Below are 14,403 nucleotides of genomic sequence, written 5' to 3' on the forward strand. Positions count from 1 at the left end.
TTGCCAGCAATCTGGCCAACCCTTGTCTACACTGCTTCTCACCAATGGAGGTAGCCCTCGGCGGTGTGCCGGCAAAGGAGTGCGCCATGTCTCCCTGCTTGCAGTTTCGTAGCCCGGTCCGGCAACGGGGAGCGATCGGTTTGATGGCGGTGCTGACCTTGGGCATGGCCTTGGTGTTTCTGCTGATCATGGTCGACAGCGGCCGCCTGTACCTGGAAAAGCGCAGCTTGCAGAGGGTGGCGGATATGGCCGCGCTGGAGGCTGCCACACGCAACGGTGATTGCTCCGCGGGTGCCACCGCTACCGCCTACGCCACCGCCAGCGCAAACCGCAACAATTTCACCCTGCCTGACCCCTCGCGCAGCCTGACGGTGGCCTGTGGCGCCTTGACTCTGGACGCCAATAATCTTCGGGTTTTTACGGCCAATCCGAGCAGCAGCGAAGCCATTCGGGTGACCGTCAGCCATTCGATCCTGCAGAGTTTCGCCGGTGGCATTGGTGCCGTGTTCGGCGGTCCGCCAGCCGGTGCGACCCTCAACCTGACCGCGACCGCCGTCGCAGCGTTGCCACCTCCGCTGGCATCGCTGACCATTCGCAGTACGGTGCTGACTATCGATACCAGCAAGTCGGCCACCCTCAATGGACTGTTCGGTGGTTTGCTGGGCGGCAATCTGAACCTCTCCGTGGCGGGCTGGAACGGTTTGGTGAGCACCAACATCAGCCTGCTCGGTTACCTCGATCGATTGAAGGTCGACCTCGGCCTCAGCGCCGCCGGGTATAGCCAGGTGTTGGGCACTTCGGTGGCCGTCAGTCAGCTGATCCAGACTGCCGTCAATGTGCTGGACCCCGGCGGCACGCTCGGCGCGACGGCGACCATCGTCGGTCTGCAAGCACTCAAGGTTGCCGCAGGCTCCACGACCGTGGTGCTGGGCAATATGTTGCACGTCGAGAATGGCAGCAACATGTCGGCGTTCGCGACTAACGTGAGCGTGTTCAACCTGATCGAAGGCATCGTGCAACTGGCCAACAAGAAGAACGGTCTGGTGGCGACGCTGCCGATCAATCTGGCGGGGCTGGCGCAAATCACGGCTCGAGTGCAGGTCCTGGAGCCGCCGCAACTGTCGGCAATCGGTAACCCGAAAAACGCGGCGCTCAATCCACTGGGCCCCAATCGGATCTACGTGAGAACCGCGCAGGTTCGCACATTGCTGTCGATCGACTTGCCGGCACTCGACGCCATCGTGGCGCTGGTCAATGCGGTAACCGATCTGGCCGGACCGCTGACCAACACCCTCAACGCGTTGCTCAATCTCAATCTGGTGGCGGTGCTCAACTCACTGACCTGTGCCTTGGGCGTGCCTTGCCAGACACCCGACATCAAGGTGTTGCCGGGGCCGATACGGCTCGACGTGGCGCTGGAGGTCGCCAGCGCCAGCAGTTACGTCACGGCCTACAGCTGCGTCAGTAACACCAACAAAACCCTGACCACCAACACCAGTACATCGCTGGTGAACCTGAAAATCGGCCGGATCGATTCGGCCAGCATGTTCGGCAGCAACACCACGCCGCCGGCGGTCACGGTGCAGCCGTTGAAGGTGATCGATATCGGGATCAAAACCTGTCGCAGGCTGCTGTTCTTGCCCATCACCTGCGATCCGCGTGTGCCTGGCGTCGGTGGCGGCATCGATATCGTTGCCGACACCAGCGTGGCGGCGAACGCCAACATTTCCCACGTCTACTCCGCACCACCCGCCACCAGCCTGCCGGAAATCAATCAGCCGCCGTTCTACTACTCGTTTACCACCAGCAGCATCGTCAGCAGTCTGCTCAATACCCCGCTTAATATTCACGTGGACATGTATGGCCCGTCGGGCAGTCTCGTCAGCGGTCTGGGGACGATCCTGAGCAATGTGACCACTTTGCTGGTCAGCGCGATCAACAGCGTGCTCAGCCCGTTGCTCGACAGCTTGATCAACACCGTGCTGGTAAGCCTTGGGATCGATTTGAACAAGGTCGACGTCGGCGCCAACCTCAGCTGTCACTCGGGGCGCGCGACGCTGGTGATCTGATCACCTGTGACAATCGGCAACTCGATACAAAACCGCGCGCCCTCGGTCGAGTTTCTTACACTCAACTTACCGCCCATGTTTTCGACGATGCCGTAACTCACCGACAACCCGAGCCCGGTGCCGATGCCCACCGGCTTGGTGGTGAAGAACGGTTCGAAAATCCGCTCCAGCAGCCGTGGATCGATGCCGCCGCCGTTGTCCTCGACCCACAGTCGCACCGAGTGTTCATCACGTTCGGCGTACACCGAAATCCACGGTTTGAACTCCCGGTCGGCCTCGCGCTTGCTCAACAATGCATCCCGCGCATTGACCATCAGATTGATCAGCACCTGTTCCAGCTGATCGACGTAACCGCGTACCTGCACCTCGAATCCGGTCTCGCTGACCCGCAGCTCGACCCCTTTGCCGCGCATGCCTTCGGACAGCAGTGACAGCGTGCCCTCGATGGCTTGAGCCGGATTGAACGGGTGCTGCTCGATCTCCGAGCGCCGACCGAATACCCGCATGTGATCCACCACCCGCGCGGCGCGCTGGACTTGCGCGTCGATGCGGTTGAGCTTGTCTGTCAGGTAATCGATTTGCGCATCACCATTGCTCAGACGCTTGAGCACATTGACGATGGCCATGCGCATCACGTTCAGCGGTTGGTTGATTTCATGGGCCAGCCCGGTGGCCATTTCGCCGAGGGTGGCCATTTTCGCGCTCTGGGTAAGCTGTTGCTGGGCACGCCGGACTTCGGTGTTGTCGCGGCCCACAGCCTGAATCTCAAGCAAGCGACCCTGCTCGTCGAACACCCCGCGATCCGACCAGACCCACCAGGCGTGTTCCCGTCCCGGCAGTTGCAGGTTGATTTCCGCGGTGCTGACCGGGAACTCCGGGCTCAGGTGACTGAGCCGCTGGAGGAATGCTTCGCGCTGTTCCGGCGACATCCAGCTGCCCAGGTTCACTCCCGGCAGCTTCTCGGGCTGGCATTCCAGATAGGTCGCCAGCGGGCGGTTGCCGAAGGTCAACGTCAGGTCTGGAAGGTAGCGGCAGATCATCGCCGGGGAATCTTCCACCAGGATCCGATAACGCTCTTCACTCTGTTTTACTTGCTCGGCGGCCAGGGTCGCTTCGGTGACATCCAGCCACAGCCCCACGGCTTCCACTGGCAGCCCGAGGTCGTCGCGCAGCAGTTTGGCTTCGTCGAGCAGCCAGTGGTAATCGCCGCGACTGTCGCGCAGCCGATAACGGGCACGCACCGAACCTTCGCGCAGCAATTGCCGGGTGCGCTCGAAATAGCCGTCGCGGTCCTCGGGGTGGACCCGTTCCACCAGCGCGCCGGCGGCGCAATCGGCGAGCGACCAACCGAGCAGCGGCAACAGGCTGTCGCTGAAAAATGTCGGTTGCAGCGCACCTTCGACATAGCGCTGCACGTAGATCACCGCCGGTGAACTGGCGATCAGGTTGTCCAGCCGGGCATGGGCGGCAGCGGCGTTCTGCTCCTGATTCTTGATGTCACTGATGTCGAGCATGAAACCCACTAGCCGCCGGTTTCTGCCGATGCCCAGGGCCTGACCTTGCAGCCGATACCAGATCGGCGTCTGTGCCGCGTCGGGGCGATGCAGGCGTACGCACAGCAGCAACGGCGCGCCTTCGTCCTGCAAGGTTTGCAGGCGAATCGTCAGCTCTTCACGGTCGGCGGGGTGGATCTGTTCGAGCCAGTCGTGCAGCGGCAAGCGAGTGCTCGCAAGGTTCAGCATGCTTGCCAGCGACGGCGCCAATTGCACCTCGGCATCGTCGCTGAAAACCTCCCACCAGCCGGTGCCGAGCAAGGCTTGCAGAGACTCCAGCCGCTCCAGTTGCAGATGGTGCTGATGCTCGCGCAAGCGCTCAAGCAGCGGGCCGGCCAGGGCGGCAGTGAGTTGCAACCAGTCGCGCTCGCTCAGGTCGGGAGCACGCTGTTGCACCGGGTAGAAACCACAGAGCAACCAGGCCACCACGCCCAGGGCATTGTGATAAGGCACCGCGAACCCCTCGGCATTGCCGAAGATGCCTTGCAGGCGCGGGTGTTCGCTGGGAGTCAATTGCTGGGGGGCGGAACCATTCAAACTGTCGAGACCGGTGCCCAGGCGTTGATCGATTTCCCACAACAGTGGCGCATCGAAGGCCGCGTAATGCTGGTGAATCAGCCACCCCTCGGCCTGTTCATCGAGCAACGCCATGGCGATGCAGGGGATCTGAAAGCGCTGGGCCAGACCTTGCAGTTGCTCCGCCAACACCTCGGGCAAGCGCGTCAGGCTGCACAGGCGCAACTGTTCGCTGACCTGCGCCGCGAGCAACTGGCATTGTTCACGGCTGCGCGCTTGTCGACGTTCGAGCAGCAGGTCGCCGATGTCGATCAACTGCAACAGCCAGTTTTCGCCCAACGGCTGCACCCAGCCACGCAGATGCAGCGGTTGTTCGCCGAGGCTGAAAAAATCCAGGTCCAGACTCTGTCCCTGCCACTCGGCAGGCGCGCCTTCGACCGACAGGCCGCTATGGGGCATGAGGTAATCGAGCAGATGCGGTGCCTGCGCGCCGGGCATATGTTGCGCCAGCAGATGCCGCAGCGGGCCGGTCAGCTGAATCACTCGGCCCTCGTCATTCAGGTGCAGCTGCAAACCGACACGTTGCACGCTCGGCGTGTCCGCACTGGTCGAGGGCTGTGGCGGATGGCGATTGAGCAGGCGCCCGAAGAGCTTGTCCCCGGAACTCAAAATTGCAGGCTCGATCGGGCGGTAAGGGTCGCCGGCAGATTGGGCACCGAGCCGATCCCCGGCAGCACCAGGAACGGCAGCACCTGATTCAGTTTACTGGTGGGGTAGTTGATGGTGACCGTCAGCACGCCACCGATGTAGGTGGCACTGGCGTCGGTGGCCACATTGAAGTTCAGCGCGGCAGGAATCCAGGACAGCTGCCGGGTCAATTCGGTGGTCGCTATGTTTCTGACGGCGGTGTCGTAATTGGCGGTGCTTGGGTCCAGCGCCACACTGCGGCGCACCGCTTCGGCCGTCGATTGATTGAATGATTGCATCAGCAGCAGTGGCAGGCTGTAACTGACCAGCCCATAAAACACGGCGAAAAAGATGATGAACACCAAGGCGAATTCAATCGCCACGGCACCTTTTTGTTTGCGGGGGAGGCCTGTTTTCATGAGTGCGTCTACCCTGACCATCACGACGTAGTATCAGCATAGAATCATTCAGCCAAAACGGACGTTTTTTACCGGATGCAGAACTTTGTCCTACTTATCTGGCTGACGCTTTGCGCAGCACAGGATGTCCGAGAGCGGCACATCGCCAATGGCCTGACCCTTGGCGTGGGTGTGTTGGCGCTGACGTATCTGTTGTGGACGGGCACCACATGGTTGGGGGCCGAGGCGGTGCAGGGCGGCTGGGCTTTGTTGTTGGCACTGGCCTTCACTTTGCCTGGTTATGCGTTGAGACGTCTGGGGGCGGGCGACGTGAAACTGATGGCGACGCTGGGCCTTGCGACGGACGGTATGCACCTGCTCGGCGGCTTCATCGGCGCCGGATTGGCCAGTGCGTTCTGGCTGCTGTTGGCGCCAAGACTCTGGCTGTATATGGGGCAGGGGCTTAGGGAGCGTCTTCGTTACCTGGGGCCGGGAACGTCAAAAAAGCAGCCCTTTGCGCCATTCGTATTGGTGGGCATGTTGCTCACTCTGGTCTGGATGCATTAGTCGCCGGGCAATACTCGTTCTATGTACATAGTTGGAAAGTGCGTCTACTTTCAAAACAGTTGTTGTACAGCCTGTGGGTAGTGGGTACAGGAACGGTCAAGCCATACTTGGCATGGAGTGACACGTGAACAAGCTTATCTCGGCAATAAAAGTCCTTGTGGTCGATGACGAACCATTGATTGTCGAAGAACTTTGCGAGTTCATCGAGCGCAATGGTTATCGCTGTGTTCCTTGCCAGTCTGGCAAGCAGGCGATCGAGCGTTTCAATGAATATGAGGATATCGGCCTGGTGCTCTGTGATTTGCGGATGCCTGACATGGATGGCATTCAGCTCGTCCAGGCGTTGCAACGGTTGTCCGGCAAGCATCGGGCGTTCGAGGCGATCATGCTCACCGGCCGCGCAGACAAGCAGGACGTGATCAAGGCCTTGCGCGCCGGGTTCGCCGACTACTATCAGAAACCGATTGATCTGGATGAGTTGCTCGAAGGTTTGCGGCGCCAGGAAGTGGTCTTGCAGGAGCGGCAGAAAAACCTGCAGTTGGGGCATTTGAGTCAGAAGCTGCAGTACCTTTGTGAGTCGATCGACGAGCTGTATCAGGATCTGGACAAGGTTCGTCGGGGGCCGTCCTCTGTGCCTTTGCCGGATTCGGCTGGCGGTGCATTCAGTGAGGTGGAGCGGGTGGAGATGCCGGCGGTTTTCAATCAGCTGTCGCCGCGGCAGTTGGAGGTGGCGCGGTTGGTGGGCAAGGGGCAGACCAATTATCAGATTGCCTGTGAGTTGGGGATTACCGAGAACACGGTGAAGCTTTATGTGTCGCAGGTGTTGCGGTTGACGCATATGCATAATCGCACGCAAGTGGCGTTGGCGTTGTCGCCTGGTAATGCTGGTGGGCGGCGGCTTACTGCGCACTGAGTTTTTTCGGGTGTACGCTGTTTCATTGGTGTACATATCCGTTGCTGCGGTAACGGCGACTTATGGTTTCGCCCTTACGGCGAGTCCCTTTTGGCAAACGCCCCAAAAGGAACCAAAAGGTCTCGCCCCAAGCGTCCGGCCCCTCGCTGAGGCTCGGCGTTCCTTCGCTCCGGTATCCATCTGGGGGCATCGCCCTACGGTTGGCTTCGCTTCAACCTACATGCGATGAGTTCGACTGCGTCGAACGGCGCTGCGCGCCAATCCCCAGATGAACACCTGCACTCAGCCTCCCGAAGGGGCGGGTGGATCAAGATCAAAAGCCGGATCAAAAGCTGCAGGCGAGCTAACGCTCGGCCTGTTGAGCGGTGAAAGGCGGGTGTACGCCGCTCCACTGTGTGTGGGCTTGCCCGTGATGGCGGCCTGACAGTCGACCAATCTCTCTCAGACATACGCCAACCCACTGTGGGAGCGAGCCTGCTCGCGATGGCGGCCTTACAGACAATGATGTTTATCGATCAGTAAAAACATCAGAACCTTCCCACATGTTTTTCAGGTTGCCCGTCGGACGCTGCGTCTCTAGCCTTTGTCCGTCGCTGACAATTCAGCGACCGGGCGTCGCGGCTCGTTTCTTGAGGCATAATCGCTCCACCAAACCACAACACTTTTGGGTGTCTGTCGTTTCGTGTCATGGCGACTGTGCGCGGGATACCTTCGGGTATGCCGAGCTGCCTCGGGGATCGGTCCGCGAACCCGCGTACAGCTGCCACCCCAACTTGCGTCGCGGCAATTTGGAAGTGGCTCCATTTCATCCCAGAGGTGTAATCATGTTCAAAGCAACCCCGAATCCCCCAGAAACTGACAACGTTTCCCCTTACGAATCTGCTGATTCGAAAAAACTCCACGACGCCGCTAACCGCGCGCTCGATCACTACCTCAACCCCTCCGCCCTCAAATCCCCCGCGGCCCGCAAACCGAGCACGATGTACATGGTTGCGCCGGATATCAAAGACGAAGACCTGTTGGCCCACACCTGTGAATCGTTGGCCCAGGCCAGTGTGATGGCGAGTGATTTTGCGGGGTATCTGGAAGGGCCGAACCGGCACATGGCGATGGCGATTCAACAGATCGTCATGCTGGCAGAACTGGCGGTGAATCGAATGCTGGATAACGTTTCCGTACCGAAACCCGCGCCACAGAGTTAATCCCCCTGTAGGAGCGAGGCTTGCCCGCGAAGACGGTCCGACATTCAACATGGATGTCGCCTGACACGCCGCGATCGCGAGCAGGCTCGCTCCCACAATTGAACCGTGTGCATCTGCGAGAGATTGGTTGGCTGTCAGGCCGCCTTCGCGGGCAAGCCTTGCTCCTTGGTCAATGATGAAAGGCCCGGGCCAAAGCGCTGAAGCTGGGGCCGGCCAGTACGATCAGCAACGCCGGGAAGAGAAACAACATCATCACCACGGACATTTTCGCGGACATCTTGGAGATGTATTCCTGCAAGCGTGTCAGGCGCCGGTCATCGAGCAGTAATTTGAGTCCCAGCAGTGATTTCATGGCGCCGCCGCCCTGGTGGATCAATTGCTGAAGAATCACGCAGGTGTCGGTGAATTCGTCCACCGCCAGCAACTGGGTGGCCTTGTTCAGTTCTTCGCCCAGTTCCAGACCGGAGTCGACCCGGGTCAGAATCAGGCGCAGTTCATGGGTCAGGACCGGCAGTAATTGTTTGCCTTCGATGCTCAACACTCGCAGCGACTGTTCCACCGCCATGCCGGATTCGAACAGGATGCGCAGCAGTGGAATGAAGGTCGAAATCTCGATCGCCAGTTGTCTTTGCCGACGGTACGCGGCGGCGGCCAACAAGCGTTTGGGCAGCAAATAACCGAGGGCGGTGGCGAAGGCCGGGGTGATCCAGTGGTTGTTCACCTGCGGGAAGAACACGCTCTGGATCAACAGGCTCAGGACCAACGCAAGCACCGGCATGCCGATCTGGCAGGCGGCGAACAGCGAGCGTTGCCGGGCGCTGCGCCAGCCGAGGCGGTTGAGCAGCATTTGGGTTTCGTTGTCCAGTTTGACCGAGCGCTGGCCGATGCGGCTGTCGCCCAGCACTTGCAGCCAGTGACTGACGCGATGGTCGCTCAGCGGTTTGCCGTCCAGTCGTTGAGCCACCTGGCGAGCACGCCGATGTTGGTCCAGCAGCCCACTGAGCAGCAACAGCGTGGCCGCCAGAAACAACAGTGCACTGATCAGCAGGGCTATTTTCATACGCTACGCAACATGCGCCACAGCGCCAGGCAACCCACGACCTGCAGGCCGAACGCGGTCGCGAGCATCATTTGCCCCGAGCTGCTGTTCCACATGGCGAGCAGGTATTTCGGATTGGACAGCAAGAAGTAGGCGGCAAGCCCCACGGGCATCAGGGCCAGCACTATCGCCGTGATGCGGGTTTCGCCCGTCATGGCGCGCAATTGGCGCGCAGCCTGGTCGCGTTCGCGGATCATTTTGATCAGGTTCTCAAACAGCTCACTGGCATTGCCGCCGTAGCGGTGATTGACCTTCAGGCCCAGCGCGAACAAGCGAAACTCGTCTTTCTCGTACAGTTCGGCGAAGTCCGTGACAGCGTCAGGCAGGCTTACGCCCAGGTGTACGTTGCGCTGAACCCGGCCCATGGCGTTTTTAAGTGGGTCTTCGGCGGCGTCGATGGCGACCAGCACCGCATCGGCCAGGGTGCGTCCGGACTTCAGGCTGCGCACCGTGTGATCGAGCAATGGCGGCAGTTGTTCGATCATGCGCTTGAGCCGGCGCTGATAGCACCAACTGATATACAGCCGCAGAGCCAGAGGTGGCATCAGCAACAACGCCAGCAAACCGATCCAGCTTGCGAGGGCAAACCCCAGCAAAATGCCCACGGCCCAGAGCAACAGCCACAACCCCAGGCGCTCGGTGGGACGACCGAGGCCGGCGCGTAGAAAGGCCCGTTCCAGGCCTGCCCAGGATGACTTCGCCACCGCGAGTTGCGGTTGTCCCTGCGTCAAGCGACCGAGGGTTCGATCGATGCCGGTCTGGCGCAAACCGTTGTAGAACAAACGGATCGACAAGCCCAGCAACGTCAGGCAAATCAGGATGAGCAGCGCCGGTTTGAGCATGCCGTGACCCTTCAGTGCGATAAGGGAGAGAGCGCCGCCTCGCGGCGTAGTTTATCGCCGGCGGGGTTGACCGCCTCGCGCAGAAAACCGAAACCGGTGCGTCGATCAAACTTGAATAGCGTATTGGTCACATAGATGTCATCACGAATACCCACGACCTCCACCACTTCGCTGACGCAGCGGCGGCCATCGGGCAGGCGCGTCAGTTGAATCACCACGTCCAGAGCCGCACAGATCATTTGCCGCAGAGTGCGTTCGGCGATGGTGCGTCCGGTCAGGCCTACCAAAGTCTCCAGGCGCAGCAGCGCGTCCTGGGCATTGTTGGCGTGCACGGTGCTCATGGAGCCGTCGTGCCCGGTGTTCATCGCGGTGAGCACGTCGACCACTTCGACGCCGCGAATTTCGCCGAGGATGATCCGGTCCGGGCGCATCCGCAGCGCGTTGCGAATCAGATCGCTGGCCTTCACTTCGCCGTGGCCTTCGGCATTCGGCGGTCGGGTTTCCAGACGCACCACGTGAGGATGGCCGAGCTGCAGTTCGGCGACGTCTTCGATGGTGACCAGGCGTTCGTGAGGGGCGATCAACTGGCTGAGAATGTTCAGCAGCGTGGTCTTGCCGGTGCCGGTACCGCCGCTGACAAGGATGTTGCAACGTTTGCCCACGGCCTCCTGAATAAATTCAAAGATCGCCTGGTCGATGGTTTGCATCGCCATCAGATCGGAGCTTTTGAGCATGTCCTTGCGGAATTTTCGAATCGACAGGCACGGGCCATCGAGGGCAATGGGCGGTATGATCGCATTGACCCGGCTGCCATCGGGCAGGCGCGCATCGACCATCGGCGACGACTCGTCGAGCCGTCGGCCCAGGGGCGCGAGAATTCGTTGCATCACCCGCTCGACGTGGTGGTCATCGATGAATCGCAGGTCACTCAGGTGCAACACACCCTCGCGTTCGACGAACACCCGGTGCGGGCCGTTGACCAGAATCTCGGTCACCGTCGAGTCACGCAGCAACACCTCCAGCGGGCCGAAACCGGTGAGCTCGTCGACGATTTCCTCAGCCAGTCGCTCCATCTCATAACGGGAAATCGCCAGGTGCAGACGGGCGATGTACTCGGCAACTTTGTCGATGACGAACTGCGACAGCATTTGCCGCGAACCTTCCAGGAGGTTTTTCCCGGACTCTTCGATGGCGTCGATGATGTAGCGGTGCAGCACCAGTTTCAGGCCTTCGTGGTCGGTATTGCCGGCCGGCCCGTGGGAGGGCGCGCCGAAGAGTTTTTCCCCGTTCATGGCGCGCCCCTCAATCGGTCGAACCAGCCAGCCTTGGGTTTGTCCAGGTCTTCGGAGCGTTTGGCCAGGCGTTCGCCGAGGGCGCGCAGGCTTTGGGTCAGGTTTTCGCGCGGGGCCAGCTCGAACAGGCTCACCCCCTGATTCTTGGCGTTGAGCCGTACTTCCGGGCTATAGGCAAGGACCGCCATAACCTCCATGCCGAAGCTTTTGCTCAACGTGTCGGAGTCTGGCGCGACGTTGCGCAGATAGCGGTCCACCAGCAACCTGGCGTGGTCGAGCTTGAGGCCTTTTTCGCGCCAGCGGCCGAGCACCTCAAGGTTGCGTCGGCAGTCGAGTACATTCTGATCGGTGTACCACAGCAACTTATCGCAATGGCTGACGAAGGTGCGCAACGCTTCGCTGTCCGACTGGCCCGTGAGGTTCACCACGATGTGCTGGAAATGTTGACGCAAGGCGCTGAGCAGCATGTACAGCTCGGCGGCACTGGTCTGCTCCAGCGGTTCGTCGTTGCTGGCGTAGGCGAGAATCCGCAGCCCGGCGTCACAGGTGGTGAAGGCGCTGTCGATCAGCGTCGCGTCGAGGCGCCGCAGATGTCGCAACGCATCGCCAAAATGAAACGAGCTCTCCAGCCCCAGCAACGCAAGGCTGTCGCCACGCGGCAGGCCCAGGTCCAGCAACAGTGTCTGCTGACCGCTCTTTTGCACCACGTGCGCCAGGTGGTTAGCGAGCAACGCCCCGTCGGCATTGCTCTGCGCACCGTAAAGCACGGTCAGGCCACCCTGTTGATTCTGTTGCATATTCGGCGTCACGGTCGGCAGGCGTTTGCTCAGGCGTCGCACCAGCCCGGCAACTTCACTGGAACGCGAACCGTAAGAGACGAAATCCCGCGCGCCAGCACGCATGGCGTTGAGCACGAGTTGGTTGTCCATGCCGTCGCCCAAGGCAACGATCGCCAGCATCGGTTTGGCTTCCAGGGCACCCTCGATCAACGCGCTCTGGGCCACCACATGTTCACGGTCCAGACCCACGAACACCAGGCTGGCGAAGGTCACGTCCACCAGCGTCAAGAGCTCGTCGAGGTTGCCGCCACCGGCACTGATCACTCGGCCCAAAGGGGCAAGCGCACCTTGCAGCCACTCGAAGTCGGTGCTGTTACGCGTGATCGCGAGGAACGTCTGACTCAGGTTCTGGGGCTGGCTCATTGCGATAATCCACCGCATGTATCGAAGCAGCCGTTGTCGAGCAAGTACTGCGTGAAACGTCTGCGCATGGAGAAGCGTCCTCGCTCGATTCAGGGCGTTTGTTGGGTGACTTCATTGCCGCGGATGACTTCCACACTCGTCTTGCGCGGTGCTGCGCCGCCGCTTACGGGTTTGGGTGTGCCGGCCAGGGCTAGTTGACTGAACTGCACCAGTTCGCGATTGGCGCTGGCCAGGCTCGCCTTTGAATCGCGGTTGCCGGCCCAGTATTGGTTCAGGCGTTTTTCCTCGGCGCTGCGCACGGCCAGGCGCAAAACCCCGACCTGAGCCGCGAGCATCAGGCGACTCAAGAGGGGTTCGGGGACGGCGAGCAAAACGGTGCGGGCGCTGGCGCGCTGCTGTTCCTGCTTGAGTCTTTCTTCGTTGCTGCGCGCCGGGTTGGCAGGCTGGCCATCGTTCATCAGCCCCAACTGGTCGCCGACACCGAGCACCCGCAACGCCGGGACCACGACCTGGGCCGATTGCTGGAGGTTGTTGGTGTCCATGCGCAGAAACAGCAGGACGTCGACATAGTCGCCGGGGCTCAGTTGACCGCCGACATTGATCACGTCATCCGCTGCCACGGCGAGGGCGCGCTCATCGGGGCGGATCATTCGCGCCAGCGCACCGCCGGTTTCGAAACTTTCATCATTGAGCCAACTGCCGGCAGTCAGCGTGCGCCAAGGCATACGGCCAATGGCTTGGTCGAGCCGGGACAGGCTGCCGGCCGGGGCGGTACGGAGTTTTTCCAGGGTCACGTCGGCGGCGGTGATTTGTTCGTACGGTGCTATGTCACGCAGCAACACAACCACCGGCTGGCGGGTCGGGTCGTCCGCCGGCGCCAGTATCGGGGCCGATGATGTGCCGGGTTGCGCGACGGATTCGGGTGCCGGTTGGCGACTCAACACCAGCCCCCAATAACCGGCAATGATGGCGCCTACCAGAAACAGCCCGGCCAGGCCCATGGTGACGCGACTGTTCATGAAGGCTCTCCCTTTCCTGCTGCGTAACGCCCCCCAAGAGTTCTAACGAGATGACTTCGCAATCAGGCAGCTATGAACATGGAACTATTTCGCTATTTGACGGTAGCGCAGGTAGAGCAAAAAGCCATTACAGGTCGGTAAATATCTGACAAAAGTAACGGTTTGAAGCCAAAAGCGCTGTTTCATGACGTCAGTGAACGGGTTACTACTTAAGTATTAATAGGTTCTTACAGTTGTTGGTCTTGGGTTTGCCGACAATGCTGATGCTGGCATAGGGGAATCATGTTGCGGCCGTGCAACATCCGCTGTCATAGGAGACACATCATGTCCTTTATTAAAGTTGTTCAGAAGATCAAATCCGAATTCGTTTTTTACAAAGGTCTGGCCAAAGACACTGAAGGTGCTTCGGGTATCGAGTACGCGATTATTGCGGGTATGGTGGCCGTTGCGCTGGCAGCATTTGCGACACCCATCGCGACGAGTGTCACCGCAATGTTCACCACCATTTCAGCCGCGCTTTGATTTTAAGGCTGGCAATAGGCAGTCATTTGCCAATCCCGCAAAGGGCTTCTAACGTCAAGGCTTAGTCCATTGCAGGTGTTACCCATGAACGCTCCAGCGCTCCTTCGCCAACAGCTTCTTCTGGTCGACGATGAGGAGGATGCGTTACTGGAACTGGCCGAGTTGCTGGAGGGCGAGGGCTTTACTTGTTTTACGGCAACGTCGGTCAAGCTCGCCCTTCATCATTTGACTTGTCATCCTGATATTGCGCTGGTGATTACTGATTTGCGGATGCCGGAGGAGAGTGGCATGTCGTTGATCAAGCGGTTGCGTGAGCATACGGCTCGTCAGCATTTACCGGTGATTGTGACGTCGGGGCATGCGGATATGGATGATGTGAGTGATATGTTGCGGTTGCAGGTGCTGGATTTGTTTCGCAAGCCGATTTATCACGTGCGGTTGTTGGAGACGTTGAATAATTTGTTTCCTGGGGTGGTTAGTTCCTGAGTGTACATATCCGTTGCTGCGGTAACGGCGGCTTAG

General features: G+C 60.1%; 13 protein-coding genes. 6 read left to right on the forward strand and 7 right to left on the reverse strand.

The window, feature by feature from the left end; translation table 11 throughout:
• Positions 1-86 precede the first annotated feature (86 nt).
• A complete protein-coding gene (locus tag AB7M22_RS30330; protein ID WP_454188708.1) occupies positions 87-2,069 on the forward strand; it encodes a TadG family pilus assembly protein in 1,983 nt (660 codons plus the stop codon).
• Here the strand turns inward: AB7M22_RS30330 and AB7M22_RS30335 are convergent.
• Positions 2,039-4,807: an ATP-binding protein gene (locus tag AB7M22_RS30335; protein ID WP_454188709.1), complete on the reverse strand. Its 2,769-nt coding sequence runs from the start codon at positions 4,805-4,807 to the stop codon at positions 2,039-2,041. The two genes, AB7M22_RS30330 and AB7M22_RS30335, sit on opposite strands and share 31 nt — an antisense overlap.
• On the reverse strand, positions 4,804-5,244 hold the full coding sequence (locus AB7M22_RS30340) for a TadE/TadG family type IV pilus assembly protein (RefSeq protein ID WP_454188710.1): 441 nt from the start codon (positions 5,242-5,244) through the stop codon (positions 4,804-4,806). Before AB7M22_RS30340 ends, AB7M22_RS30335 begins: the two co-directional genes overlap by 4 nt.
• A 75-nt stretch (positions 5,245-5,319) precedes the next feature.
• Here AB7M22_RS30340 and AB7M22_RS30345 point away from each other — a divergent pair, with 75 nt between their 5' ends.
• The 3 genes from AB7M22_RS30345 (at position 5,320) to AB7M22_RS30355 (ending at position 7,905) form a co-directional block, all read left to right on the forward strand.
• Positions 5,320-5,790 (forward strand): prepilin peptidase, encoded by a 471-nt coding sequence (locus tag AB7M22_RS30345; RefSeq protein ID WP_454188711.1) that lies wholly within the window; start codon positions 5,320-5,322, stop codon positions 5,788-5,790.
• Between the two features lie 124 nt (positions 5,791-5,914).
• Entirely contained in the window at positions 5,915-6,703 is a 789-nt protein-coding gene (locus AB7M22_RS30350; protein ID WP_454188712.1) for a response regulator, read from the forward strand.
• An 824-nt stretch (positions 6,704-7,527) separates the two neighbouring features.
• Positions 7,528-7,905 carry a DUF6124 family protein gene (locus AB7M22_RS30355; protein WP_454188713.1) on the forward strand — a complete coding sequence of 126 codons (378 nt, stop codon included), beginning with the start codon at positions 7,528-7,530 and terminating at the stop codon, positions 7,903-7,905.
• A 169-nt stretch (positions 7,906-8,074) separates the two neighbouring features.
• On the opposite strand, the gene AB7M22_RS30360 is transcribed toward AB7M22_RS30355, so the two are convergent.
• From AB7M22_RS30360 to cpaB, 5 genes are all read right to left on the reverse strand, one after another.
• The gene (locus tag AB7M22_RS30360) at positions 8,075-8,965 is read right to left on the reverse strand and encodes a type II secretion system F family protein (RefSeq protein ID WP_454188714.1); all 891 of its coding nucleotides are present in this window, start codon (positions 8,963-8,965) and stop codon (positions 8,075-8,077) included.
• Positions 8,962-9,846: a type II secretion system F family protein gene (locus tag AB7M22_RS30365; protein ID WP_454188715.1), complete on the reverse strand. Its 885-nt coding sequence runs from the start codon at positions 9,844-9,846 to the stop codon at positions 8,962-8,964. Before AB7M22_RS30365 ends, AB7M22_RS30360 begins: the two co-directional genes overlap by 4 nt.
• Positions 9,847-9,857: 11 nt before the next feature.
• Positions 9,858-11,138, reverse strand: coding sequence for a CpaF family protein (locus tag AB7M22_RS30370; protein WP_454188716.1), 1,281 nt, complete (start codon positions 11,136-11,138; stop codon positions 9,858-9,860).
• Positions 11,135-12,340: an AAA family ATPase gene (locus AB7M22_RS30375; protein ID WP_454188717.1), complete on the reverse strand. Its 1,206-nt coding sequence runs from the start codon at positions 12,338-12,340 to the stop codon at positions 11,135-11,137. Before AB7M22_RS30375 ends, AB7M22_RS30370 begins: the two co-directional genes overlap by 4 nt.
• 89 nt (positions 12,341-12,429) lie before the next feature.
• Positions 12,430-13,359, reverse strand: a complete 930-nt coding sequence (cpaB, locus tag AB7M22_RS30380; RefSeq protein WP_454188718.1) for a Flp pilus assembly protein CpaB — start codon at positions 13,357-13,359, stop codon at positions 12,430-12,432.
• A gap of 324 nt (positions 13,360-13,683) precedes the next feature.
• Here cpaB and AB7M22_RS30385 point away from each other — a divergent pair, with 324 nt between their 5' ends.
• Both AB7M22_RS30385 and AB7M22_RS30390 read left to right on the forward strand, forming a co-directional pair.
• Positions 13,684-13,881: a Flp family type IVb pilin gene (locus tag AB7M22_RS30385; protein ID WP_080370534.1), complete on the forward strand. Its 198-nt coding sequence runs from the start codon at positions 13,684-13,686 to the stop codon at positions 13,879-13,881.
• A gap of 84 nt (positions 13,882-13,965) precedes the next feature.
• Positions 13,966-14,367: a response regulator gene (locus tag AB7M22_RS30390; protein WP_007907484.1), complete on the forward strand. Its 402-nt coding sequence runs from the start codon at positions 13,966-13,968 to the stop codon at positions 14,365-14,367.
• The last annotated feature ends 36 nt before the right edge of the window (positions 14,368-14,403 follow it).

The organism is Pseudomonas sp. ADAK2 TE3594, from assembly GCF_053628675.1.